Below are 23951 nucleotides of genomic sequence, written 5' to 3'. Positions count from 1 at the left end.
CAGTCACACAAAATGTTCTAAATGATTCTCATTAAACGGAACAAACTCTCTGCCTTCTATGATAGCAGATGTGGTATAAATAGCAGAATTAAACGCAAAAACAGTAAAGATCTTCGAATATGAAAAATACGACTCACCACAATACTGATGTAGTCATTATTGGCAGTGGCGCTGCAGGGCTCTCTCTTGCGCTCTCTTTAGCAAACCACTGTAAAGTTACTGTAATAAGCAAAGGAGCATTAAAAGAGGGTTCCACGCTTTATGCTCAAGGTGGCATTGCCGCAGTATTCGATAAGAAAAATGACAGTATTGAATCTCATGTCGAAGACACGCTTGCGGCGGGAGCTGGTTTATGTGACCGCGATGCGGTGCACTATACCGCATCAAATGCAAAAAATTGCTTGAAGTGGCTGATTGAACAAGGCGTACCATTTGATATGGAAGTGGATAGCAAAGGCAAAGAACGTTTTCATTTAACCCGCGAAGGTGGGCATTCACATCGCCGTATATTGCACGCAGCTGATGCAACAGGTAAAGCCGTTCAAACCACATTAATTAGCCAAGTACAGTTACACCCAAAAATTAATATACTAGAGCAATACAATGCTATCGATCTCATTAAAGATAAACATGGTGACTCCGGCGATATTAAAGGTGTTTACGTCTACAATCGCAAAGCAGATAGAGTTGAGAGTATCTCGGCCAAGTTTGTCGCTTTAGCGACTGGCGGCGCAAGTAAAGTTTACTTATATACCTCAAATCCAGATGTTTCTTCTGGTGACGGCATCGCAATGGCGTGGCGCGCGGGTTGCCGGGTAGCAAACATGGAGTTTAACCAATTTCACCCGACCAGCTTATACCATCCTGAGCTACAAAACTTTTTAATAACCGAAGCCATGCGTGGTGAAGGCGCTCTGCTTAAACGTCCTGACGGCACACGTTTTATGCCTGATTTCGATGAGCGCGAAGAGCTCGCCCCTCGCGATGTAGTCGCCCGTGCCATTGACTATGAGATGAAACGATTGGGTGCAAATTGTGTCTATCTGGATATCTCTCATAAAGACAAAGAGTTCATCATTGAGCATTTCCCTACGATTTATGCTAAGTGCTTAAGTGTTGGTTTGGATATCACTAAAGAGCCAATCCCCGTAGTACCGGCGGCGCATTATACTTGCGGTGGTGTGATGACTGACTTTAACGGTCGTACTGACATCGACAATCTATATGCAATCGGCGAAGTGGCTTACACAGGTCTACATGGCGCAAACCGCATGGCGAGTAACTCATTATTAGAATGCATTGTGTTTGCTCACGCTGCCGCAAAAGATATTTTAGCTAAAATTGATAAACGCCCTGAGCCATCTACGTTACCAGATTGGGACGAAAGCCGTGTCAGCGACTCGGATGAAGAAGTTGTGATCACCCACAATTGGCATGAACTTAGATTGTTTATGTGGGATTATGTTGGCATTGTTCGCTCAACTAAACGGTTAGAACGTGCGCTACGCCGTGTTGAGTTATTGCAGCAAGAGATCCACGATTATTATGCCAACTTTAGAGTAAGTAACAACCTGCTTGAATTACGTAACTTAGTACAAGTAGCTGAACTTATTATTCGCAGCGCGTTAGAACGTAAAGAAAGTCGCGGACTTCACTACACCATTGACTTCCCAGACATGGCTGAAAACCCCACCCCCACCGTTTTGTCACCGACAAAATAATAATATTTGAATGTAGAGCATGTGCTGATTTTTATCGCCATGCTCTCTTCATGTTTTTAATTCGCTTGAAGTGCAGTGCGACAAAGTAAACGCCAGTCCGCTTCAGGTATTGCCCGCCGAATCAAAAATATCTGCTGCTTAGCTTGGTTCGAAGCCATGATGTTTAGCGCAATTTGACTGTCAAACCATATGGTGGCACCAATAAGCTGCCCTTTGAAATTTATCGTTTGCGACTGTATTTCAACAAAGTTTTCCTTCGGGAGCATGAGTACAGTACCCGCCCTTGGCGTACGAGATAGAACTGTTCGCCAACTGCAATAACCAGTAACGGCAGACACGATTGCGACTAACCACGACAGCATCGGAAACAGAAGAAAAAGGATAAAAGCGAGACAAGAAAAAAGAACCACAAAGAAGGTGTGGTTCTGAAGATTGTGTTGAAAGTCGATTCTATACGCGGATCCGATCAAGGATTAACTTCACCATACGTTTTAGCTCTGGATCTGGACATTCTTCATGACCCATAAACCAAGCAAATAAATCTGGATCCTCACAGGTAACTAGACGCTGAAACACGTACTTACCTTCGTCGGAAAGCGCGTCATAAGCCTGCTCAACAAACGGCCCCAAAATAACGTCCAGCTCTAACATGCCACGACGGCAAGCCCATTTAACTCGAGCTTTAGGCAGTAACTCAACCATAAACTGATTAACCCCTCATAAACTATTGAGAAAATTATACCCACTGCGCAGGACATATGCCATAAAACTTATAGAAATGGCACATTGAAATCACCCGTCCCTATCTCCACTTATGATTTTACGGTAACATTACGAAAACACTTTAATAGGGATCAACATTATGTCAATTGCTCGTGCTTATGCGCTTCCGTTCAAAGTTATTCGCATTTCAGGACAAGATAAACTTAGCTATTTGCACGGTCAGGTTACTCAAGACATCAACCTTATCAAAGAAGACAATTTTATGTGGTCTGGGCATTGCAGTCCTAAAGGCAAGCTTTGGTCTGTGTCGCGCTTAACTCAATATCAAGGCGACTATTTGATGCTTGCAGGTGTCGCTGAAGCTGAAGCATCACTTCGTGAGCTAAAAAAGTACGGCGTTTTTGCTAAAGTTGATATAGATTTTGCTGACTGCCAAGTCTTTGGCTTAATCACTCAAGACAGTGAAGCGCTTGTCAAAGCTTTTGGTGTTGAGATTTCGTCTGACGCAAGTGCTGTTGATGTTACCAACGGCAAACTGTTAAAACTCACAGACGAGCGCTTTGCTTTCATCGCTTTCGATGGTGCAAGTTTACCCGCGGACGTAGAACAACAAAGCAATCCAGCTCCCTTTATTGCGGCCAGCATTTTAGCAGGAGAGCCAAGTCTTGATGCTGATCACGTGGATGAATTTGTGCCACAAATGGTTAACCTTCAAGCCCTTAAGGGGATCAGCTTTAAGAAAGGTTGCTATACTGGTCAAGAAACCGTAGCTCGAATGCGCTACCTTGGTAAAAACAAGCGTGCTATGTACATAGTGACAGGCAACACCGCAGAGCGCATTGAGGAAGCTGACATTGAACTGCAGATTGAAGACAACTGGCGTCGTGGTGGCAAAGTTATTCAACAAACCTTTGATGCTAACAGCGGCCGTTATTACGCGCTGGCTGTGATGCCAAATGACACACCACAAGACGCGGTGCTAAGAGCAAAAAATTCACCAGAGGTGAGCCTTACTATTCAACCTCTACCTTATTCTTTAGAAGACAACTAACGGGATCTTATATGATTATTGGCCCTAACTCGGTAGTGACAATCCACTACTCAGTTCAAGACAAAGACAACAATACGATTGATAGCACATTTGATGATGAGCCAGTGATAGCGATGCTTGGCTCAGGCTATCTGATCCCAGGTCTTGATGATGCCCTACAAGGCAAACAAGCTGGTGACACTTTCAGCGTAACCATAGAGCCACAAGAAGGCTATGGTGAACGCTTTGACGAACTGACTCAGGCGGTTCCTAAATCTATGTTTGAAGGCATGGAAATCGAAGTGGGTATGCAATTTAGAGCTACCACCGACGAAGGCGACCAAATCGTTGTGATCATCGGTATCGAAGATGAAGAAGTCATTGTTGACGCGAATCACCCACTTTCTGGGATCACACTGAATTTTGACGTTGAAGTGCTTGAAGTACGTGAAGCGACAGCTGAAGAAGTTGCCCACGGCCATGTTCATGGCGAAGGTGGTTGTGGCCACGACCACTAAGAATTAGTCGAACGACCAATAGAAAGCGCTGATCATTCAGCGCTTTTTTCTTGTTTAAGTTTACTTTCCATAGCCGAAACCAAATTTTCTTGGTCATTGGTGCCTAAACGATATTTAGTTCCGTCCTTCATCACCACTTCAAGCGCCTTAAACCCAGCAACTGTGTATACCCAACCGTCTGTGCTGATCCGCATACCAATGCCATGGCGTAAAGAATTAGTCACAGGTTGAACATAGTCGATATCGTCAAACTTTAAGGTCATTTTGGCAACTGAAGGTCCAAACCACCAGCTTAACGTTTGTCGCTCTTGGTTCACTTGAATAGTTAAGCCATAAAAGATAAAGGCAACAATCGCTAGGATCACCAAAAAGCTAACAAAAGCGAGATTGCTACCTGTTAGAAAAATTGCCAATACGGTAAAACTGGCGATAAAGGCTAGAAACAACCATATAACCCATGCAAATTGTGTATTTTTATACATCGATAGTCTTCTTTAATCAAAGCTGTAAACTAATGTAGCACCAAGCTCGGTGTCTACTTTTTCTTTTTCATCTTCTGGCTGCGAGTTATAACGGTAAATAAACGCAAATTTCAACGCAATACCGCCTATCACTTGTGTTACTAGTGCAGATTCGGCAAACAGTCTCGAGTTTAAACCTGATAGTGAGCGCTCAAAACTGATATCTTGATTAAAGCGGGTGCGCTTTGAAACGTTTCTTTCCCATTGCAATGCCATCCGCAAAAGCTGGCCTTTTTCCGTTCTATCCTCTTCCGCTTCAAGCTCGACTTCATTATCCAGACGGGAGATGGACATACCTGGACCTATGTCAATATCTACCGTGTTCTTTCGTCCTTCGTATACACGGTTGCCATAACCTAGCGCAAATGTCGTGGTGTATTCCTTGCCATTGAATCTATCACGCTCGTAGTCACCATACATAAAGAACGAGGCGTTATCATCCCCTAACTTGTAGTTCCCTTGCGCTGAGCCAAAGTAACGCGACGCTGAGACATCTTCGACATCCGCTTCCGTATCCTGCTCGCGGCGATAAAGGCCATTAAATTTAAATTGATTACGCCACTTGGGGAAATCTTGGTAAAGATTACTTTTAAACTTAAATGACGTATTTTGCGTATTACCTTTGTTGACGATAAAGCCAAATTCAACGTCACCGTAAAGCATTTCACCCTTGTGTTTTTGATGAATTTCATCATCGGGCATTTTGCCATATTCGTGAAAATCTTCGAATGGATCCGTAGCTTGGCTTGGTTGCGAAACCAAGCCAATTGCAAGTAAGGCGAAAGTTCTAAAAAATGGCACTGACAACTACTTTCCGGTTATTGCTTCCAAATGATATGACAAAACGGCGCATCTAAATCTCTGCTAATTAGAATTTTTGCGTACACCTGATCCGAGTCATCAAACTCGATACCAACCAGAACCTGAATGAAGTGTTCCGGTTCCGCTTCTTGTTCATACGCGGTTATGTTCGACCAACTATCATCCGGCTCACTTTCTTCAATGAAGCCACGATCTTCGCGATGTTCGTTGAACATATTAATATCGTGTTCTTCAAGATTATCAGGAGCCAACTCAAGGAAGATATCATATGCTTGGTGAGTGGCTTCTTCGATGCTACAAAGTCTTGCTGTCATGGACGCTAGCCTATTGTTTTAAAGTTGGCGCAATAATAGCAAAATGAGGTAAAACATAAATACATAGTCGCGATAATCAAACAGAAAATAACGCTAAATGACGAACAAATTATCGTTAAAAGTTGAATGTTACGTCGCTTTTAAGTTATTACTCTAAAACTACCGCATAAAACCGCAGGGAGCATCTCATCATGATTTTATTTTCCGAAGCAAACAACGTCGCATTTGTGACCTTATCTCGACCAGAAAAACAAAACGCGCTGTCTGTTGAAATGTTTGTTGGTTTAGATGACGCGATAAAGAAAATTAGAAAAAATAAATCAATTAGAGCTGTTGTGATCCAAGGTGAAGGCGCACATTTTTGTGCAGGTCTAGATGTAAAAAGCGTGCTTAACAAACCTTCTGGGATCATCAAGCTACTTAAAAAGTGGTTACCCGGCAATGCTAACTTAGTACAAAGAGTCGTACTTGGCTGGCAAGCTTTGCCTGTTCCTGTTATAGCCAAGATCACGGGCAACTGTTTAGGTGGAGGCTGTCATATTGCATTAGGTGCAGATATTCGTTTAGCCGACAGCAGTGCGCAGTTTGCCATTATGGAAGCCAAATGGGGACTTTGCCCTGATATGGGCGGCAGCTTGCTTTTGCCTACCACAATGAACAAGGATAAGGCACTGCTGATGACAATCCATGCACAGCGAATAGACGCCCAGCAAGCACTAAAGGATGGTCTCATTACCGAGCTCTGTGATGATGTTGACGCTAGACTCTCAGAACTACTCACTCAATTTACCGCACGCTCGCCAGATGCCATTGCAGCAATAAAAAAAGTGTATAATCGAGCCTACAACCAACCCGCCCGTAAACTGCTATGGTTAGAAACTTGGTCACAAATTAAATTGCTCGCGGCTAAAAATACCAAAATTGCAATGAAAAATGCCTCTCTAGCAGATGAGAATAAAAAGCCATTTTTGCCTCGCATGAAATGGTAACGCTTGATTGAATGCCTATTTGCCCAAAAGTATAATGGCCATCGCAATACGAAGGCGTACAATTAACCGTCAACATACATGCTAGAGCCACTGTAGCGCTGAGGATTTACATTTAATGGTACACAGAGCGAAGTTGATATTACGATTTACACTAGGCTTTGCCATCATTTTGGCGTGCCTCTTCAGCGCTAAATGGATAATTCAGCTTAGTGATTTACAGATCCCAGCCGCCCTACTTGGCATGGTGTTTCTTGTTATACTCCTTGTAACAAAAGTCATTAAAGTAGAATGGTTAGCCCCCGCAGCTGAGCCCATTTTAAAATATATGGCGCTGTTTTTTATTCCAGCGGGAGTGGGCTTGGTAGAACATCTTAGTTTGTTTCAATCCCACTGGCTTATGCTACTGTTATTGCTAATTGGTGTACCAACAATAAGTCTTATATTGTTAAGCCCTATCGTTAAGAGCATCAAGTTTCGTGATTAATATGATTATGGCGTCAGCGCTCACCGTCCTGTTATTTTTTAGTGCTCGCAAACTATATCAGCGCATCTCCGTACCGATATTAAACCCTGTGCTGATCTGCATTTTGGCCATTTCGGCATGTCTGCTACTCACGAAGTTCGACTACAAGGTATATCAACAAGCAACGCTACCAATTCATTACCTGTTAGAGCCAGCAGTAGTTGCACTCGCCTACCCCTTGTATAAACAATTTCACCAAATTAAACCGGTATTTTTTGCTCTATGCTTAACTAGTTGGTTGGGTGTTTCACTGTCTACGTTAAGCGCTTTTCTTATTTGCCAGTTTTTTGCAGCCGATCCGCAGCTTTCAGCTTCAATGGCGGCTCTGTCGGTTACAACACCAATCACCCTACTCATTAGTGATTATCTCGGGGGGATCCCCGCTATTGCAGCGATTATGGTGATATTGATTGGTGTATTTGGTGGTGTGTTTGGACTACATATTTTGCACTGGTGTAAAGTCGAACCTATGCAAGCGAAAGGCACAGCGCTTGGTGTTGTCTGCCATGCCATCGGCACAGCCACAGCGATAGAACATCATCCCTTGGCTGGTGCTTTTGCTTCAGCGGCAATGACAATTACCGCCATGATAACTGCACTTTGGGTGCCTTTGTTTTATCATTGGTTAGCTACTCTAATTTAATAACTCGGGATACGACTGTGATCAATCAAGAAATCGAGCAAATAGAACACTATTACAACATTATTCGAGAGTATCTGGTGACGTACAGCTTCCAACTACTCGCTGCGATATTCATTTTCCTTCTCGGTTTGTGGTTAGCAAGAAAGCTGTCTAAAGCGACTGAAAACTTGATGCTAAAACACAATATCGATCCTGCTTTAACCAACTTTATTGGCAATGTGATCAAAGTGCTGATTATTGCCATGTTTGTGATTATTTCTCTTGGCAAGGTTGGCATCAGTATCACACCATTTGTCGCCGCCATCGGGGCTGCGTCTCTAGGTGCTGGTCTTGCGCTACAAGGGATGCTGGCAAACTACGGCGCAGGGCTTGCAATCATCGCTACCCGCCCATTTGTGATTGGCGATACCATCAGTATCAAAGGTGTTAACGGCCAAGTTAAAATGATTGAGCTTGGACATACCACGCTCATCAACGAAGACAAGGTAGAGATCACTATTCCCAATAAACATGTGGTGGGAGAAATTCTCCATAACTCGTTTGCAAACTCTCTGGTTAAAGGTGAAATAGGGATAGCCTATGATGCTGATCACCAAGGCGCATTAACACTTATCAATCAGGTACTCGCTGATAATACTAAAGTCAGTCAAGACCCTAAGCCTCAAGTCGGGATTGAGGAGTTTGCCGACAGCGCAGTGATATTGAGCTACCGCTACTGGGTGCCTACGACTTCACTTATCGAAACTAAATTAGAAGTGAATAAAGCGGTGTTTGCCGCGATTAAAAATGCGGAAATCGAAATTCCATTCCCGCAACGAGTGGTTAAAGTCATTCAGTGAGCAAACGGCTAGTACCCTAGCCATTATTCTACCCTCAGTTTTCATCAGGCTTTTCCATAGAAAAGCCACTGCGCAAATGAAGATCGCGCTGTGGAAACGGGATCTCGATTTGATATTTTCGAAAGGCATCATCAATAGCCCAAAGGTAATCTGAAACCAGTGCTGTTGGCCGCTTTACCTGCTCAGGTTGCACCCAAACCCCTAACGTGAAATTCAAGCTACTATCACCAAACCCGGTCATCCATACCGTTGCTTCTCGCCCCGGCGTATTCAAGGTGTATTGGACATTTTTGGCCGCTTCCAATGCGGCACGCTCCACTTTCTCTTTGTCGCTACCGTAGGCTACTGAAAAAGGAATACGGAAACGACGATATTTGTCCGACATTGTCCAATTGGTAATTGTATTTGACACCATTTCCGAGTTTGGAATAAGCAGGTCGACGTTGTCATTTGTACGGATCCAAGTTGAGCGCATGTGAATGGCTATAACTTCCCCCACCACCCCGTTGGTCAGCTCAACAAAGTCCCCAACTTTGACGGTTTTCTCTAGCAGTAACACAAGGCCAGAAACAAAGTTATTCACGAGACCTTGTAGCCCCAAACCAATCCCAACGCCAAGTGCACTGGCCACAAGCGCCAGCTCAGTTATCTCAAAACCTAAGGCGGTCAGAGCAATAATAAGACCAATAAATAACACGATGTAGTGAATGATCCTGCCTATCACATAGGCGGAAGTATGCTGGATCACCCCTTGTCTTGAAGCGAGACGATTAAATGCTAGTCGCAGGATCTTAGAGATCACCAAAGTCGCAACGATCACAGCGATAAAGGAGAGTGCCTCTCCCACCTCTAGTGAAAATTTACCTAATGAAAATAGCTTTTGGTCAAGCCACGGAATATCTACGTCTATATCTATTGGTGCTTTTATCATGGTTCTATTTTTTGTTATCTCGTGAAGTTAAGTGTGTCTGCCATTTTTATTCATTACAAGTTTTTATATCTACTTTGCTCCTTCAAATTGAGCAAGTATTAAGAGTACTTAGTATTAGCTCTTCACTTGTGGATAAAAGGCAATAAAAAAGCCCTCACAGTGTTGTGAAGGCTTTTTTATTTTACATATACGCCATTTTTATTAAGCTTTACGCCAAGTCGTTTTACCCGCGCTATCTTCTAACACAACGCCTAAGGCAGTTAGCGCATCACGCGCCTCATCCGCTGCGGCCCAATCTTTATTTTCGCGAGCGCTGCGACGCTTTTCAATCAATGCTTCGATTTGCGCTACTTCGTCGTCGTCTTGCTCACCTTGTAAGAAAGATTCAGGCTCTTGCTGTGCAATACCCAAGATTTCCGCCAGTTTCACAAGAATAAATGCGTGCTCACCAGCGGCTTTTGCGTCACTATCTTTTAAGCGGTTCACTTCTTTTGATAATTCAAAAATCACTGGCAGTGCTTCTGGCGTGTTGAAGTCGTCGTTCATTGCTGTCTCAAAACGTTCAGCGTAAGCATTACCTTTCAGTTCGACTTCCACTAGCTCAACGCCACGTAGCGCAGTGTAAATACGCTCAAGCGACGAACGTGCTTGTTCAAGGTTTTCTTGTGAGTAGTTTAGCTGGCTACGATAGTGACCATTGATCAAGAAATAGCGTACTGTTTCTCTATCAAAGGCTTTAAGCACTTCACGTACGGTAAAGAAATTGCCAAGAGACTTAGACATTTTCTCTTTGTTAACTTGTACCATACCGGTGTGGATCCAAGTGTTCACATAACGGCCGTTATTTGCGCAGCAAGATTGAGCGATCTCATTTTCATGGTGCGGGAATTGCAGATCTGACCCCCCACGTGAATATCAAAAAATTCACCCAAATGCTTTGAACTCATTGCGCTACATTCAATGTGCCAACCTGGACGACCTTCGCCCCACGGAGATTGCCATGCAGGCTCACCCGCTTTGGCTTTTTTCCACAATACAAAGTCGAGTGGATCATCTTTGTCTTGCGCTACTTCAACGCGCGCACCCGCTTTTAGCATTTCTAAATCTTGCTGAGATAACTGACCATATTGCTCAAACGTTGAGACATCAAACAATACATCCCCGTCCTTCGCAACGTAAGCATGGCCTTTTTCAATCAAGCGCGCGATCATCTCGATGATTTCGTCCATATGCCCTGTTACTGTCGGCTCAATATCCGCAGGTAACATGTTCAATGCGGTAAAGTCTTCATGCATGGCTTTAGTCATACGAACCGTTAGGTCATTAATCGACTCGTTGTTTTCCGCGGCGCGTTTAATGATTTTGTCATCCACATCAGTAATATTACGCACATATGTGACGTCATAACCTAAATAACGTAAATAACGGTTCATTACGTCAAATGAAACATAAGTGCGTGCGTGTCCTACATGACAGAAATCATAGATAGTGATACCACACACGTACATATCAACCTTGCCTTCTTTGAGCGGTTTAAAAGGGGCTTTTTGGCGAGTGAGTGTGTTGAAAATCTGCAACATGTAGTTTTCTTCCTAAGTACGGTTCATTTTTTAACAAAAGTGCTTTTAATCATACCACCTGCATAGCAGCGTCTCTAGATTTTAATAACGAATTACAGCAGTTTTTTGATTTTTTACGCAGATTTTCAAGGAATGCTTTTTCACAAAAGCCCAGTTGATATAAAATAGGCTTTTATCATTCAACACGATGGACACTAACATGGTTGTTTTAGAAACAAATCACGGCGAAATTCGTATTAATCTTTTCGCTGACAAAGCGCCTGAAACGGTAGCTAACTTCCTAAACTACGTAAACAGCGAGTTTTATAACGGTACTATTTTCCACCGTGTAATCGACGGCTTTATGGTTCAAGGTGGCGGATTCGCATCGGGTATGGAACAAAAACCAGTTGAAGCGCCGATCAAAAACGAAGCAAACAACGGTGTTGCAAACAAAGTGGGTACCCTAGCAATGGCACGTACGCCAGATCCACACTCTGCAACTGCACAATTTTTTATCAATGTTAACGACAATGACTTCCTTAACTTCTCTAGTGAAACATCGCAAGGTTGGGGTTACTGTGTATTCGGTGAAGTTGTTGAAGGCATGGACGTAGTAAATAAGATTAAAGGTGTTGCTACTGGTTCTTCTGGTTTCCACCAAGACGTACCGCTTGAAGATGTGATCATCGAAAAAGCATACGTTGCTGAGTAATATACTACTTTTTATTCAAGGCCAGTATTTATGCTGGCCTTATTAGTTTTGAGGTCCCATGGGTAAAACCTATTTTATCGCCGACTTGCATTTAACCGAGCACCGCACCGATATCACCAACGCTTTTTTCGCTTTTCTCGACCATCATATGACCGCTGATGTCGACGCTTTATATATTCTTGGTGATTTTTTTGAAGTGTGGATTGGAGACGATGAAAAAGACCCCTACGCCCTAAGTATTGCACAAAAACTGCGAAGCTTGAGTCACCTTGGCATTCAAGTCTTTTTTATTCACGGTAACCGTGACTTTTTAATCAAACAAGCCTTTGCTGACGAATGCCAAATGACTTTGCTCCCTGAACAAGCGGTGATAGATCTATACGGCACACCAACGGTGATTTTGCACGGCGACGAAATGTGTACACAAGATGAAGCCTATCAAAAGTTTCGTAAGAAGAGCCGCGGTTGGTGGTGGCCAAGACTGATGCTTGCTATGCCACTTTGGTATCGTCGCAGAGTCGCTGCAAATGCAAGACGTAAGAGCATTGAAAACCAAAAAGGCAAGCCCCTCGAGATTTTAGATGTCACCGAAGAAGCGGTGGCAGACATGTTCGCAAAACATGGCGTAAACAATATGATCCACGGCCACACCCACAGACCAAAAGTGCACACCTACCCAGATGGCAAGGTACGTACTGTACTTGGCGATTGGTATTCACAAAGCTCATATATCGTCGTTGACGAAAGCGGTAAACAGCAGCTCCTTTGCCATCCTTTTGAATAAATGTAGTGCTTAATTAAATAGGCGCACCTGAGTGAAACTTGAAATCGGGGTCCGGTGAGCTGATAAGCTCGTTTTCCACTTGCTGAAATAGTTGAACACGCCCAGCTACATCACAGCGCTTAGGATCGGTTGCGTTGGCAACTTGATGCGCTAAATCAATATAGTCTTGGTAATGTCTGGCTTCTGAGCGCAATAGCGACACATAAAACTTAGCAATTTCTTGATCTAAGTGTGGCGCAAGTTTAGCGAAACGTTCACATGAACGAGCCTCAATGTAAGCACCAATGATCAGTTTATCAACCAAGGCTGCGGGTTCATAAGTGCGAATGTGTTTGATCATTCCAGACGCATAGCGAGATGCTTGTACGTACTCAACAGGAATATCACGTGCCCTTATGATTTCTAGCACCTGTTCAAAGTGATGTAGCTCTTCTTTAATAAGCCTCACCATCTTACTCAAAATATCTTGATTGTAAGCATATTCAGGTCGTGCAGTTAGCTCACCTATCAATTCATTTTTACTGCCTGAAAACTCGCCATCACCAACACTGCGATAAATAAAATCTTCGTAAGGTTGCAACCAACTTAACAGTGTTTTTGCAGACGCATCATCTATTGCATATTTGCGAATTAAGAAGGCCGCGCTTTGTGCCGCTTTTAGCTCACAATGCATATGATCGATAAGCAATAATGGTAAGTGCTCGCTTTGCTTTGCTTTTTCAATCCAAGCTTGCGGGGTTTCACAACCCAAAAACTGGTTAATAGGCGTAAGTAAATCTGTGTACTTTTCTAACATAACAACAAAAGACTAATGTGTTTGCGCCATTTTATCATAACTTCTCGCTGCAAGGTGCACCACAAGGCTATTCCCCAAGAAGTTTTAGATCATTCTGAAAATAGTAATATTGCTATTCAACTACATTTTCTTGACAAAAATTAACTCATCTCTCATAACTTAATTGAATTGTACAAAAATAGTACAAACCTATATTTGAGGGGCTAACTATGATCTTTAATCATCTATGGGGCTTATATGCTCACCCGCACGAAGAGTGGCAAACAATTGATAACCGTCACGAAAGCATGTTTTACAGTTTGTCACATATCGCACTAATTGCACTTATTCCCAGTATTATGGGCTACTATTCTTCCGTTTACTTAGGCTGGAGTGTAGGCACCGGAGAAGCAGTCTATTTAACTCATGAGTCGGCACTCTTGATTGGCGTTGCTATGTATTGTGCGCTCATCGCTGGTGTATTTATTTTGGCATATCTGGCGCATTGGATGGCTATTACCTTTGGCTCTACACCAACTTACACTCAAACACTTGAGCTTTCTGCCTACACCGCAACTCCGATGTTTATGTCAGCTTTTGCAGCGTTTTATCCTGAACTTTGGTTTGTGGTTTCAGTTGGCATGGTAGCACTTGCTTATTCGGTTTACCTGCTGTACACCGGTGTGCCCATTTTGATGCATATTCCAGAAGAGCGTGGCTTTATTTATGCAAGCTCAGTGGTTACTTGTGGTCTTGTGTTGCTGGTTATCATCCTTGCCGCTACCGCGATTTTGTGGACAAATGGCATCATTAGCCCAACTTTCACTTAATAGCCAACTTTCGGTCAGAGTGATATTACGCGCTTGAGCTTAGGTATTTTAGCGAATTAAATAATTTTAATTTTCCATCTCACGCAAAACGGTGTTCAGATAGCACCGTTTTTTACAAGAGCATTCGCTATATCAGCTCCAGCTGAACAAAAAAGGCGCAGTACCTAAGCGGAGCTGCGCCTTTTCTACCAACTGGCTAAGATTATAGCGCCTCGAATACTTCGTCCGTTTTAGCGGCACAAATAAAATCGTTCTTGTGCAGACCTTTAATTGAATGGCTCCACCAAGTCACGGTCACTTTACCCCACTCGGTAAGCAAGCCTGGATGATGGCCTTCTTCTTCAGCCATATCGCCCACCTTGTTTGTGAACGCAATTGCTTGTTTAAAGTTTTTAAACTTGTAAACACGCTCAAGTTGCATAATATCATCGCGTACTTCAGGTACCCAATCAGGGATCTGTTTGATTAGAACCGCTAGTTCTTCATCTGATACTTTAGGCGCATCCGCACGACACGCTTCACATTTTTGTGCACTTAAATCAGACATTGATAATTCCTTAACTTGCTAGTTTTTCTTTTGGCGGAAACTTAGGTTCAAATAACCCTAGCTCTTTTGCTTGTTCAACCAGCGACATGATATCCATTTTAGAGATTTCAAATAAGTCGTTGATTGAGTTAATTGTATAGTAAACAGGTTGCATAATGTCGATGCGATAAGGTGTACGTAACACATCTAACACGTTAAGCGGATTAATTTCTGGTTTGTCAGAGTAGACATATTGAGTCTCACCTGGACTTGACAGCACACCGCCACCATAAATACGCAGACCTTGCTCTGTTTGCATCAAACCGAATTCGACGGTAAACCAGTATAAGCGTGCAAGGTATACACGGTCTTTCTTCTCCGCGGCGTAACCTAGCTGACCATACTTGTGTGTAAACTCGGCGAATGCTGGATTCGTTAGCATTGCACAATGGCCAAAAATCTCATGGAAGATATCTGGTTCTTGCAGGTAATCAAACTCTTCTCTTGAGCGAATAAAGGTCGCTACAGGAAACTGCTTGTTGGCAAGCAATCGAAAGAACTCATCAAAATCAATCAGTGCCGGCACTGGCGCTACCTGCCAACCCGTTTCTTTCGCTAGTGCTTCGTTTAACTCACTTAGTTGTGGAATGCGGTCTTTTGGTAAGTTAATTTTCTCAAGGCCTGCCAAATATTCATCACAAGCTTTGCCTTCGATACACGCTAGCTGACGTGCAACTAACTCTGACCAAATTTGATTCTCTTCATCTGTCCAAGCAATAACACCATTTTCATCTGGCTGCTTAGATACATATTTACTTGCTTTAGCCATTTTACATTCTCACTTACTTCACCCCGAGTTGATGATCTTGCAATTTCAATTGCTGTCCTGTTGATGATTCGGAGCGCTTCAACTTGTGACTTTGATACTAAGTAAAAGTGAAGGAAAGTTTAATAGTGAGCACGTTTATCACATTTCGCACAACAAGCACTTTCGTAAACAATAAAATACACTCGCGTAAAATTAATATTACACACATAGTAAAAAGGGGCTAAACCCAGCCCCTTTGTAAAAATTAAATTACAGTTATATTTTGTTAAACGCCTGCTTCAGATCGTCAATAATATCTTCTACGTCTTCAAGCCCCACTGAAATCCGAATTAGTCCATCAGAAATTCCCGCAGCTAACCTTTCCTCTTGTGTATAAGGAGAGTGTGTCATTGATGCCGGATGTTGAATGAGCGTTTCTGGGTCACCTAAGCTTACCGCTAACGTACACAGCTCTGTCGCATTGATAAATTGTTCCCCCTGCTCTAGCGAGCCGTTGATTTCAAAAGCAATTACCCCACCTGCTCCTTTCATCTGTTCACCAAGAAATTGGTAACCAGGATGCGAAGGTAAACCTGGGTAGTAGACTTTATTCACTTTAGGGTGCGCTTCTAGGAACTCTGCTACCGTTTGTGCGCTTTGACAGTGACGTTGTACACGCAAAGCTAAAGTTTTCAACCCTCGATTGATTAACCAGGCATCATGAGGACTGATTGTAGCGCCAATATCTTTTAACACGGTTAATTTGATAAGCTCTATGTGCTCTTTTGAACCGCACACGAGTCCTGCTACCACATCCCCATGACCATTTAGATACTTGGTTGCGCTGTGCACAATAAGATCAGCGCCATAATTCACAGGCTTTTGTAAAAGCGGTGTCATAAAGGTATTGTCAACGACAAACAAGAGCTCATGCTGTTTCGCGATCTCCCCTAACATTTTCAGGTCTAATACCGTCATGTTGGGATTGATCGGCGTTTCGGCAAACAATAGTTTTGTATTTTCCTGTACCGCATCACGTAGCGCTTGCTCATCGGTTAAGTCAATAAATGACACCTCAATACCAAATTTAGGCAACATATGCGCAAATAGTGCGAAGCTACAGCCATACAATGCGCTTGATGCAATCATATGATCGCCTTGCTGTAAAAAGCTCAGCACCGATGCAGACACGGCCCCCATGCCAGTGGCGGTCGCCGCAGCATCTTCCATTCCCTCAAGTCGAGCGACTTTTTCTTCTAGCTCTCGCGTCGTAGGGTTGCCTAAGCGAGTATAGATATAACCGGGCTCTTCACCAGCGAACCGTGCGGCTCCTTGCGCTGCATCTTTAAAGTGGAATGTTGAGGTTTGATACAAAGGAGCGGTTAACGCCCCATGTGGGTCATCAAAATGATTGGGTCCGTGAATACACTGACTGTCATCTCTTAATTTTTTCATACTTGCCTGCTGATTTTATTATTGCCAATCAAATAAACATGGTAGTGAATTAATTAGCGTCGTTTTTGTGTAATAATCAATATGTAGGGCAGTTTAGAAAAATAGACAAGCATGCCAGATGGGGAGACGGCTAGTTCACTTATTGTGACTAGCCAGTTTTACTTAAAGAGGTGTATAAAATTGTTGCCGTTTAATCTTTTTTGCTACGCCTTAATAGCACATCTACAACTGAGCTAATCGCATTTTTCAAAAGACTTTGTTTGTGCTCCAAACGTGGCAATGGTCGACAAAGTTCCATCGCCTTGTAGCCCAAGCGGGCTGTAAATATCCCAGCACTTAGACCCTGTGCCGAACGGGTAGAAAGCTTGCCAAGTAATTCAGCCCCCACACTGGTCGCAGCAAGGTCGCTTACCAGTTCACTTGCGCCAACAAATACCATTTGCTTCAACAACATTTTATACAAGGTGATGCGGCTGCGATACGCTAATCGAATACCATAATGTTTGCTGATCTTTTCCACCAGCACGACTCCGCGCCAAAGCACCGCCAGCATATCCACAAGTGCAAGTGGACTTAAAGCAACTAAGAGCGCCGATGTTGTCGCATGCTCCTGAATTAGTTTTTTAGCTTCAGCATCTTGACCTCGGAGCAAAGTTTTTTCATATAAAGTGATGACTTCTTTGTCTGTGTGGTGAGGCTGTAATGCCTCTTCAAATACGGCAACCTTTTGTTCTGAATGCGCTTTTAATAGTGGCGCAAGCCAAGCTCGCGCCTCGCCAATTTGATCACTTTGTAATAAGCGCTGGGCATCATGTTTAATTTGCTGATGTTGTTTAAGCTTGCTAAGTGCGATGACTTCCGAAAATAAGAACTTAAATAGTGCAAGTAAACCAAGAGACAACACCGTGGTGTATAGACTAAACAGCAGAATATTTTGATCATAGCTCTCTATCAAGGTCAGTGCTGCTTCAACAATGATAAGTACTAATAGCGCAAGCAAAAAGCACTGCTTAAATCCAAATCGCCAAGGCGATTCGTAGATACGTTCAATTTTCGGTAACTCGGGTTCAGGCACAGTATCAAGGCTTTCACTCACAATCAGCTCATTGCCGAGAACTTTACCTTCTCCACCCAGTTGAGACTCACCTTGGCTTTCAGTGTCGATGTTTAAGCGCCTACCCGAACCTTGGTAAGATTTTGTCTGATCTGTCATCTTAATTTATCTCCAATTAAGAACTGCAAAGCATGATCAAGCCTGATATGCGATAAGTTTCCTTGCCTCGCGGGTAGCGGCTCAAACGCTAGAAACTCAAACCCACTTTGGGGCCAAGCCTGCGCCTTTGGAACGTGATCAGGTGGAGTTGGTGGCACATAATTAATAAACTGCTGCTCGCCGACTGGCTTGCCGTAAATACATTGCACATGTTGCGCCCCCTCTTTCACCGCTCTCGACTCAACACTTCTCACCGAAGAGAGAGACATCGTGTCCACGGTTACCCCGTTGAAGCGAAGCTCATTGGCGCTGTCCACCAACATTTCATTTAACAACCTTGTCAAATTGGTCTGCTGCTCGTTCAAGACGCCATCACATTTGTTGGCGGCAAATAGCACCTTATCTATTTTTGGGTTAAATAAACGAGACAAAAAGCCACTTTTACCATGAGAAAACATGGCGAGGATCTGCTTTAACGCAACTTCTTGCTCTTTCAATGTGTCATAGCCATCACTTAAGCTACCCAATAAGTCGACTAACACGACTTGGCGGTCAAACTGGCAAAAGTAATCTTTGTAAAATGGCGCCACTACTTGCTTTTTATAGGCTTCAAAACGCTCCACAAGCTGTTGATATTGTGAATGCTCAGTAATGTCGTTTGGGTGAACTTGCACAGGGAAAAACAACAATATCGGCGCTCCCTCAAGGTCACCCGGGATCAACGCTCGACCGGGTTGCAAGTTAGATAAACGAGTGTCCCGCTGCAACTGCGCTAAAAGCGCATGGTAACTTTGTGCAAGCATTTTCAGCTTACTTTCATCCACCGCTTCAGTACCATCAAACTGCTCGAGTAGCTGTAAAAACGTTTGTGTAAATGGCTGATATTTAGGCTTATTCAATAATGCAAATTGCTGCTCACACCACTCGGGAAAAGTCATTTTAAGTAGCGGCAAGTCCATTAACCATTCACCTGGGTAATCATATAGTTCAAGGTATAGTGTATGAGTTTGCGCTAAGTGTTGTTTGAGTCCGCGTTCACTATGATACCTAAACGCCAATGTTAAGGTATTGATACGTTTGGTTGACGCAGGCCATGTTGGCGGCTCTTCCAACAAACAAGTTATTGCTTGCTGATAGTCAAAAGTGGGTACCGCCAGTGCCTTCTGTGGCTCAGGACGACACGCAACAAGACGCCCTTCACTCACGACATCTAAAAACGGTAAGTTGTCGGTGCTCGTTTGGGTAGTCAGATGCTTGATAAGCGCCGTGATAAATGCGGTTTTCCCGCTGCCACTAAAACCGGTTACAGCAAGCTTTATATGCTTATCAAAAGAGCGGTGGAGCGTTTTTTTGGCTTGTTGTTTTAATTTATCTAAGGAAGATGGGGTTCGAAAACGTGACGTAGTCATAAGTAGAAAAGTGCCCCTCAAGAAAATGCCAAGGCGGCCAATACCGCCTTATAGCTTGTCAATTTCTCTGCTAACCGTAAATTCAGGTGAAGTTACGTAGCGTTCCATGTTTTGAATGCGACCATCAAGTCGTGATAGCCTGTCTTTTAGGTCATAAAGTGCCTGTCTTGGCGGTTCACCTTTTTGCCACACCTTAAACTTCACTGATACCTTATCTTCATCTTTCGCATCAGGTGAACGATTTGGCATCGTTTCACGCTTATCTAAAATAAACCAGCAAGCCACATACACCACGATAAATAATGGACCACCAGATAATAGCACAGCTGTGATGAATAAGATCCGAACAAGCCATAACTCCATGTTGAAATAATCACTAAGACCAGCGCATACTCCAGCTACCTTGCCACGACTTGGGTCACGATATAGCTCTCGCTTTAGTCTACTCATAACTTGCGTCTCCATTGTGGTGACTCTTGATCAAGTAAAGCTTCTAACGTTTCAACACGATCTGCCATTTTTTCTGCCTTGCTGGCTAATTCGATAAGCTGACGATGCTCGTGCTCACTTAACCCTTGGCTTACCTGCTTTTTGCTACGGTAGTGTAAAATCAACCAAAGTGGTGCCACGATGACCATAAAAATAATCAACGGAGCCATCAAAACTTCTGCGTCAAACATAATCTTCTCCTGCCTTCAACCTGGCTGTTATTATTGTAGTTGGTTAGCACCTACCCTGACAGTAGGTGCGATTATTTTCACTTTTCAGCCATTTTCTTTTTCAGCTGTTCAAGCTCATCGTCAATCTTTTCATTCTTTTGCAGATCAGCAATCTCATCCGCTAAAGATTTCTTACCTAAATCGTAAGATTCGATTTGTGACTCTAGGCCATCGATTTTGCTCTCATAACGCTCAAAGCGATTTAGTGCATCATCTACTTTACTGCTGTCTAGTGCCTTTTTCACCTCTAAACGAGATTCAGCTGAACGCTGGCGCAGTACTATCGCTTTTTGGCGCGCTTTTGCGTCGGCCAGTTTATCTTGTAATGTACTGACTTCTTGCTGTAGCTTTTCAATGTGCGTGTCTACATGCTCTAGCTCTTTTTCAAGGGCTGCAACATCCTCCGCAGACTTTTGCTTTTCAAGTAAAGCAGCACGTGCTAAATCTTCACGCTCTTTACTTAGTGCAAGCTCTGCTTTGGTTTGCCAATCATCTACCTGTGCTTTTAGCTGATCTAGACGGCGTGTTAACTCCTTTTTCTCAGCAAGTGTTTTTGCTGAGGTCGATCTTACTTCGACTAGTGTATCTTCCATTTCTTGGATAATTAGGCGAACCATTTTTTCTGGGTCTTCGGCTTTATCCAAAATAGCATTGATATTAGAATTCACTATGTCTGCAAAACGAGAAAAAATTCCCATAGTGGTTACCTCTTTGGTTAATAGCTAAATTGCTTACTGTCTATGTATCAAATAGCTTGCCAACTTTAACAAATTTAAAAACACAATAAAATCATAAGGTTATTTTATTTTTAAAAGTCCTTTAGTTATCCCTTTTTTTGAAATACACTAGTTATTAGTAAAAACCACTAAGAGTTAGGCAATATGAGCCGGTTTCGCCAACAGGATAATTTATTAGGCCAATCTGACAGCTTTTTAGCTGTGCTAGACAAGGTTTCACAGCTCGCTCCTTTAGAAAAGCCCGTGCTTATTATTGGCGAGCGTGGCACAGGTAAAGAGTTAATTGCAGCACGTTTGCATTATCTCTCAGAGCGGTGGGATCAGGAATACGTCAAACTAAACTGCGCAGCCCTAAACGAAAACCTCTTAGAGAGCGAGTTATTTGGTCACGAGAGCGGTGCCTTTACTGGTGCAAGCAAGCGCCATGAAGGTCGATTTGAACGCGCTAACAGTGGCACACTGTTTTTAGATGAGTTAGCCAATACTTCTGCAATGGTGCAAGAAAAGCTCTTGCGTGTAATTGAATACGGCGAGTTCGAGCGAGTTGGCGGCAAGCAAACCGTAAAAGTAGATACTCGACTGGTATGCGCTACCAATGAAGATCTCCCCACTCTCGCCGATGCAGGAGAGTTCAGACACGACTTATTAGACCGCCTCGCATTTGACGTCATCACCTTACCGCCATTAAGAGCAAGAAAAGAAGACATCTTATTATTGGCCGAGCATTTTGCGATAAATATGGCTCGGGATTTAGGATGGGAGTTATTTAGCGGCTTTACCCGTAAAGCCATCGAAAAGCTGCTTGATTACCCGTGGCCCGGTAATATCCGTGAGCTCAAGAATGTAGTTGAACGTAGTTTATACCGTCATGGCAACGACCAAATTCCGGTTCATGATATTGTGTTTGACCCCTTTGCAAGCCCATTTAGGCCGAGTCAACGGATCAAAGCGCCAAATGCCCAGCCAACAACTTCAACCACTCATACAGTTGAGCCTTTACCTGTGGCACAACCGAGTAATGAACAGCGGGCAGATACAACCCTCGAATTTGACTTCCCTTGTGATTTAAAATCGCTTTCCAACGACTATGAAATCACAATGCTACAAAAAGCGCTTGAATTTAGTCAATTTAATCAAAAGAAAACTGCACAAAACCTTGGTTTGACGTATCATCAACTGAGAGGTTATTTGAAAAAATACAACCTACTGGACCAAAACCAAAAACAAGAGGCATAGTGGTGCGTAAATTGTTTTTTGGTGTGCTGTGTACCGCTTTATTTGGCTGTACAGATCAGGCGCCAAATAAAGTGAATGATAAGTCACAAGGCTTAGTATATTGTGCAGAAGCGAACCCTGTGTCATTTAATCCACAAGTGACCACAACAGGGTCTACGATTGATATTATTGCCAATCAGCTTTATGACACCTTGATCAGTATTGATCCTGAAAGCGGCGAATTCTTACCAGAATTGGCAACGTCTTGGCAGGTCAGCGAAGACGGTAAATCTTTCACTTTTACGCTGAGGGACGATGTCCAATTTCACGATACCCTCTACTTCACACCAACAAGAAAAATGAATGCCGATGATGTGGTATTCTCATTTAACCGTTTATTTGATGTTTACAATCCGTACCACTTTGTTGGTGATGCAAATTATCCTTATTTTCAAAGTATTGGACTCGACCAACTGATCCGCCAAGTGAAAAAAGTGGATGAACATACCGTTCGCTTTGATCTGTTCAATGCGGAAAGTAGCTTTTTATCCAATATCGCCACCGACTTCGCTGTCATTCTTTCAAAAGAATACGCCGATCAGCTTATAGAACTTGAACACAAACAAGACTTTGATCAAAAGCCCGTCGGCACAGGTCCGTATAAGTACCGTGAATTTTTACGTGATAACCTGATCCGATATTATCGCCATGAGGATTACTGGAAACACCCGGTACATATGGAACAATTGGTCTACGACATCACCACCAATGGCACTAGCCGCATTGCGAAAATGCTAACTAAAGAATGTGATATTACGGCGCACCCCAGTGCCACACAACTCACCGTGCTTGAACAAAGAAAAGACATAGAAGTTGAAAAGGCCGCTAATCTGAATATAGGTTACTGGGCATTCAACACCGAAAAGCCACCGTTTGATAATCCGCTGGTCCGAAAAGCGCTAGCGCACAGCATAGATTTTGAAAAAATCATGCAAGCGGTATTTTACAACAATGGGATTTTAGCCCGCTCGATGCTTCCCCCTTCTTCATGGGCGTTTGAAGCGCAGCAAAAAATGCCAACATATGACCCTGAAAAAGCCAAAGAGTATTTGAAACAAGCCGGTCTTGAGGGTGGTTTTTCCATGACCTTATGGGCCATGCCGGTGTCGAGAATTTACAATCCTAACGCGCGGAAAATGGCAGAGCTTATTCAACGTGATTTACGTGATATTGGCGTCAATGCCAGAATCGTCGAGTACGAATGGAATACCTTTATCGAACGTGTTGGCCGCCATGAGCACGATAGCGTGTTACTAGGCTGGGCAGCAGATACCCCTGATCCAGATAATTTCTTCAGCCCATTATTGAGCTGTACTGCGACATTTAGTGGCAAAAACCCATCCAACTGGTGTAATCCGGAGTTTGACTTAGTGCTCACTCAAGCACTAGACACCAACGATATGGAAGAAAGAAAATACTATTATCAGCAGGCACAAAAAATGGTCATTGAACAACTGCCTCTTGTTCCAATTGCTCACGGGCTACGGTTCCAAGCAACCAGCTCTGATATCAAAGGCGTCTCACTTCGTCCATTTGGTGGTATTTCACTCGCTGAGGCAAGGAGAGACTAAC

At 43.3% G+C, this 23951-nt stretch carries 27 protein-coding genes and 1 pseudogene; 12 read left to right on the top strand and 16 right to left on the bottom strand.

Features of this window, described 5'->3' with window-relative positions:
* Positions 1 to 119 precede the first annotated feature (119 nt).
* Positions 120 to 1721 (top strand): L-aspartate oxidase, encoded by a 1602-nt coding sequence (nadB, locus tag DRB05_RS07825; RefSeq protein WP_128726441.1) that lies wholly within the window; start codon positions 120 to 122, stop codon positions 1719 to 1721.
* 56 nt (positions 1722 to 1777) lie between these two features.
* Here the strand turns inward: nadB and DRB05_RS07820 are convergent, their stop codons facing one another.
* Together DRB05_RS07820 and DRB05_RS07815 are read right to left on the bottom strand one after the other, a co-directional pair.
* The gene (locus DRB05_RS07820; protein ID WP_345789003.1) at positions 1778 to 2131 is read right to left on the bottom strand and encodes a protein YgfX; all 354 of its coding nucleotides are present in this window, start codon (positions 2129 to 2131) and stop codon (positions 1778 to 1780) included.
* Positions 2132 to 2171: 40 nt separating this feature from the next.
* The gene (locus DRB05_RS07815; protein ID WP_128726439.1) at positions 2172 to 2423 is read right to left on the bottom strand and encodes a succinate dehydrogenase assembly factor 2; all 252 of its coding nucleotides are present in this window, start codon (positions 2421 to 2423) and stop codon (positions 2172 to 2174) included.
* Between the two features lie 160 nt (positions 2424 to 2583).
* On the opposite strand from DRB05_RS07815, the gene DRB05_RS07810 reads away from it, so the two are divergent.
* Positions 2584 to 3495 (top strand): transcriptional regulator, encoded by a 912-nt coding sequence (locus tag DRB05_RS07810; protein WP_128726438.1) that lies wholly within the window; start codon positions 2584 to 2586, stop codon positions 3493 to 3495.
* Between the two features lie 11 nt (positions 3496 to 3506).
* Positions 3507 to 3992 carry a peptidylprolyl isomerase gene (locus DRB05_RS07805; protein WP_010606755.1) on the top strand — a complete coding sequence of 162 codons (486 nt, stop codon included), beginning with the start codon at positions 3507 to 3509 and terminating at the stop codon, positions 3990 to 3992.
* Positions 3993 to 4024: 32 nt separating this feature from the next.
* On the opposite strand, the gene DRB05_RS07800 is transcribed toward DRB05_RS07805, so the two are convergent.
* From DRB05_RS07800 to DRB05_RS07790, 3 genes are read right to left on the bottom strand one after another with little or no spacing between them, the layout of a single operon-like run.
* Positions 4025 to 4474, bottom strand: coding sequence for a hypothetical protein (locus DRB05_RS07800; RefSeq protein WP_128726437.1), 450 nt, complete (start codon positions 4472 to 4474; stop codon positions 4025 to 4027).
* Between the two features lie 12 nt (positions 4475 to 4486).
* A complete protein-coding gene (locus tag DRB05_RS07795; RefSeq protein ID WP_128726436.1) occupies positions 4487 to 5314 on the bottom strand; it encodes a DUF481 domain-containing protein in 828 nt (275 codons plus the stop codon).
* Between the two features lie 17 nt (positions 5315 to 5331).
* Positions 5332 to 5649, bottom strand: coding sequence for a DUF440 family protein (locus DRB05_RS07790; protein ID WP_128726435.1), 318 nt, complete (start codon positions 5647 to 5649; stop codon positions 5332 to 5334).
* A 191-nt stretch (positions 5650 to 5840) separates the two neighbouring features.
* Here DRB05_RS07790 and DRB05_RS07785 point away from each other — a divergent pair, with 191 nt between their 5' ends.
* From DRB05_RS07785 to DRB05_RS07770, 4 genes are all read left to right on the top strand, one after another.
* Positions 5841 to 6638: a crotonase/enoyl-CoA hydratase family protein gene (locus DRB05_RS07785; RefSeq protein WP_128726434.1), complete on the top strand. Its 798-nt coding sequence runs from the start codon at positions 5841 to 5843 to the stop codon at positions 6636 to 6638.
* 115 nt (positions 6639 to 6753) lie between these two features.
* Complete coding sequence (locus DRB05_RS07780; RefSeq protein WP_128726433.1) at positions 6754 to 7122, top strand: CidA/LrgA family protein; 369 nt, start codon at positions 6754 to 6756, stop codon at positions 7120 to 7122.
* A 1-nt stretch (position 7123) separates the two neighbouring features.
* Positions 7124 to 7804: an LrgB family protein gene (locus tag DRB05_RS07775; RefSeq protein ID WP_209319126.1), complete on the top strand. Its 681-nt coding sequence runs from the start codon at positions 7124 to 7126 to the stop codon at positions 7802 to 7804.
* A gap of 17 nt (positions 7805 to 7821) precedes the next feature.
* Positions 7822 to 8643, top strand: coding sequence for a mechanosensitive ion channel domain-containing protein (locus DRB05_RS07770; protein ID WP_128726431.1), 822 nt, complete (start codon positions 7822 to 7824; stop codon positions 8641 to 8643).
* Between the two features lie 34 nt (positions 8644 to 8677).
* On the opposite strand, the gene DRB05_RS07765 is transcribed toward DRB05_RS07770, so the two are convergent.
* Together DRB05_RS07765 and cysS are read right to left on the bottom strand one after the other, a co-directional pair.
* Positions 8678 to 9574 (bottom strand): mechanosensitive ion channel domain-containing protein, encoded by an 897-nt coding sequence (locus DRB05_RS07765; protein ID WP_128726430.1) that lies wholly within the window; start codon positions 9572 to 9574, stop codon positions 8678 to 8680.
* 201 nt (positions 9575 to 9775) lie between these two features.
* Positions 9776 to 11154, bottom strand: a pseudogene (gene cysS / locus DRB05_RS07760) (cysteine--tRNA ligase).
* A gap of 199 nt (positions 11155 to 11353) precedes the next feature.
* Between cysS and DRB05_RS07755 the strand changes: the two are divergent.
* Positions 11354 to 11848: a peptidylprolyl isomerase gene (locus tag DRB05_RS07755; protein WP_010371206.1), complete on the top strand. Its 495-nt coding sequence runs from the start codon at positions 11354 to 11356 to the stop codon at positions 11846 to 11848.
* A gap of 58 nt (positions 11849 to 11906) precedes the next feature.
* Complete coding sequence (locus tag DRB05_RS07750) at positions 11907 to 12632, top strand: UDP-2,3-diacylglucosamine diphosphatase (RefSeq protein ID WP_128726429.1); 726 nt, start codon at positions 11907 to 11909, stop codon at positions 12630 to 12632.
* Positions 12633 to 12645: 13 nt separating this feature from the next.
* Here DRB05_RS07750 and miaE read toward each other — a convergent pair whose 3' ends face one another.
* On the bottom strand, positions 12646 to 13428 hold the full coding sequence (gene miaE, locus DRB05_RS07745; RefSeq protein WP_128726428.1) for a tRNA isopentenyl-2-thiomethyl-A-37 hydroxylase MiaE: 783 nt from the start codon (positions 13426 to 13428) through the stop codon (positions 12646 to 12648).
* 209 nt (positions 13429 to 13637) lie between these two features.
* Between miaE and DRB05_RS07740 the strand changes: the two genes are divergently transcribed.
* Positions 13638 to 14237, top strand: coding sequence for a Yip1 family protein (locus tag DRB05_RS07740; protein WP_128726427.1), 600 nt, complete (start codon positions 13638 to 13640; stop codon positions 14235 to 14237).
* A gap of 202 nt (positions 14238 to 14439) precedes the next feature.
* Here DRB05_RS07740 and DRB05_RS07735 read toward each other — a convergent pair whose 3' ends face one another.
* The 8 genes from DRB05_RS07735 to pspA all read right to left on the bottom strand — a co-directional run bounded on the left by DRB05_RS07735 (position 14440) and on the right by pspA (position 21065).
* Positions 14440 to 14784 carry a 4a-hydroxytetrahydrobiopterin dehydratase gene (locus DRB05_RS07735; protein ID WP_128726426.1) on the bottom strand — a complete coding sequence of 115 codons (345 nt, stop codon included), beginning with the start codon at positions 14782 to 14784 and terminating at the stop codon, positions 14440 to 14442.
* Between the two features lie 10 nt (positions 14785 to 14794).
* On the bottom strand, positions 14795 to 15592 hold the full coding sequence (gene phhA, locus DRB05_RS07730; RefSeq protein ID WP_039497094.1) for a phenylalanine 4-monooxygenase: 798 nt from the start codon (positions 15590 to 15592) through the stop codon (positions 14795 to 14797).
* Positions 15593 to 15847: 255 nt separating this feature from the next.
* Positions 15848 to 17026 (bottom strand): aminotransferase class V-fold PLP-dependent enzyme, encoded by a 1179-nt coding sequence (locus DRB05_RS07725; protein ID WP_039497091.1) that lies wholly within the window; start codon positions 17024 to 17026, stop codon positions 15848 to 15850.
* 190 nt (positions 17027 to 17216) lie between these two features.
* Positions 17217 to 18239, bottom strand: coding sequence for a TIGR01620 family protein (locus DRB05_RS07720; RefSeq protein ID WP_128726425.1), 1023 nt, complete (start codon positions 18237 to 18239; stop codon positions 17217 to 17219).
* A complete protein-coding gene (locus tag DRB05_RS07715; RefSeq protein WP_128726424.1) occupies positions 18236 to 19648 on the bottom strand; it encodes a YcjX family protein in 1413 nt (470 codons plus the stop codon). Before DRB05_RS07715 ends, DRB05_RS07720 begins: the two co-directional genes overlap by 4 nt.
* Before the next feature lie 48 nt (positions 19649 to 19696).
* Positions 19697 to 20098 carry an envelope stress response membrane protein PspC gene (pspC, locus tag DRB05_RS07710; protein WP_128726423.1) on the bottom strand — a complete coding sequence of 134 codons (402 nt, stop codon included), beginning with the start codon at positions 20096 to 20098 and terminating at the stop codon, positions 19697 to 19699.
* On the bottom strand, positions 20095 to 20328 hold the full coding sequence (gene pspB / locus DRB05_RS07705; protein ID WP_010371190.1) for an envelope stress response membrane protein PspB: 234 nt from the start codon (positions 20326 to 20328) through the stop codon (positions 20095 to 20097). Before pspB ends, pspC begins: the two co-directional genes overlap by 4 nt.
* 77 nt (positions 20329 to 20405) lie before the next feature.
* Positions 20406 to 21065: a phage shock protein PspA gene (gene pspA / locus DRB05_RS07700; RefSeq protein WP_010371188.1), complete on the bottom strand. Its 660-nt coding sequence runs from the start codon at positions 21063 to 21065 to the stop codon at positions 20406 to 20408.
* A 183-nt stretch (positions 21066 to 21248) separates the two neighbouring features.
* Here pspA and pspF point away from each other — a divergent pair, with 183 nt between their 5' ends.
* Together pspF and DRB05_RS07690 are read left to right on the top strand one after the other, a co-directional pair.
* The gene (pspF, locus tag DRB05_RS07695; RefSeq protein ID WP_128726422.1) at positions 21249 to 22340 is read left to right on the top strand and encodes a phage shock protein operon transcriptional activator; all 1092 of its coding nucleotides are present in this window, start codon (positions 21249 to 21251) and stop codon (positions 22338 to 22340) included.
* Between the two features lie 26 nt (positions 22341 to 22366).
* On the top strand, positions 22367 to 23950 hold the full coding sequence (locus DRB05_RS07690) for an ABC transporter substrate-binding protein (protein ID WP_240036226.1): 1584 nt from the start codon (positions 22367 to 22369) through the stop codon (positions 23948 to 23950).
* The last annotated feature ends 1 nt before the right edge of the window (position 23951 follow it).

Origin of the sequence: Pseudoalteromonas sp. A757, from assembly GCF_004103285.1 — a bacterium.
Lineage (GTDB): Bacteria > Pseudomonadota > Gammaproteobacteria > Enterobacterales > Alteromonadaceae > Pseudoalteromonas > Pseudoalteromonas galatheae.
Note: the sequence above shows the minus strand (reverse complement) of the source record. Positions and strands in the feature narration are given on the sequence as shown.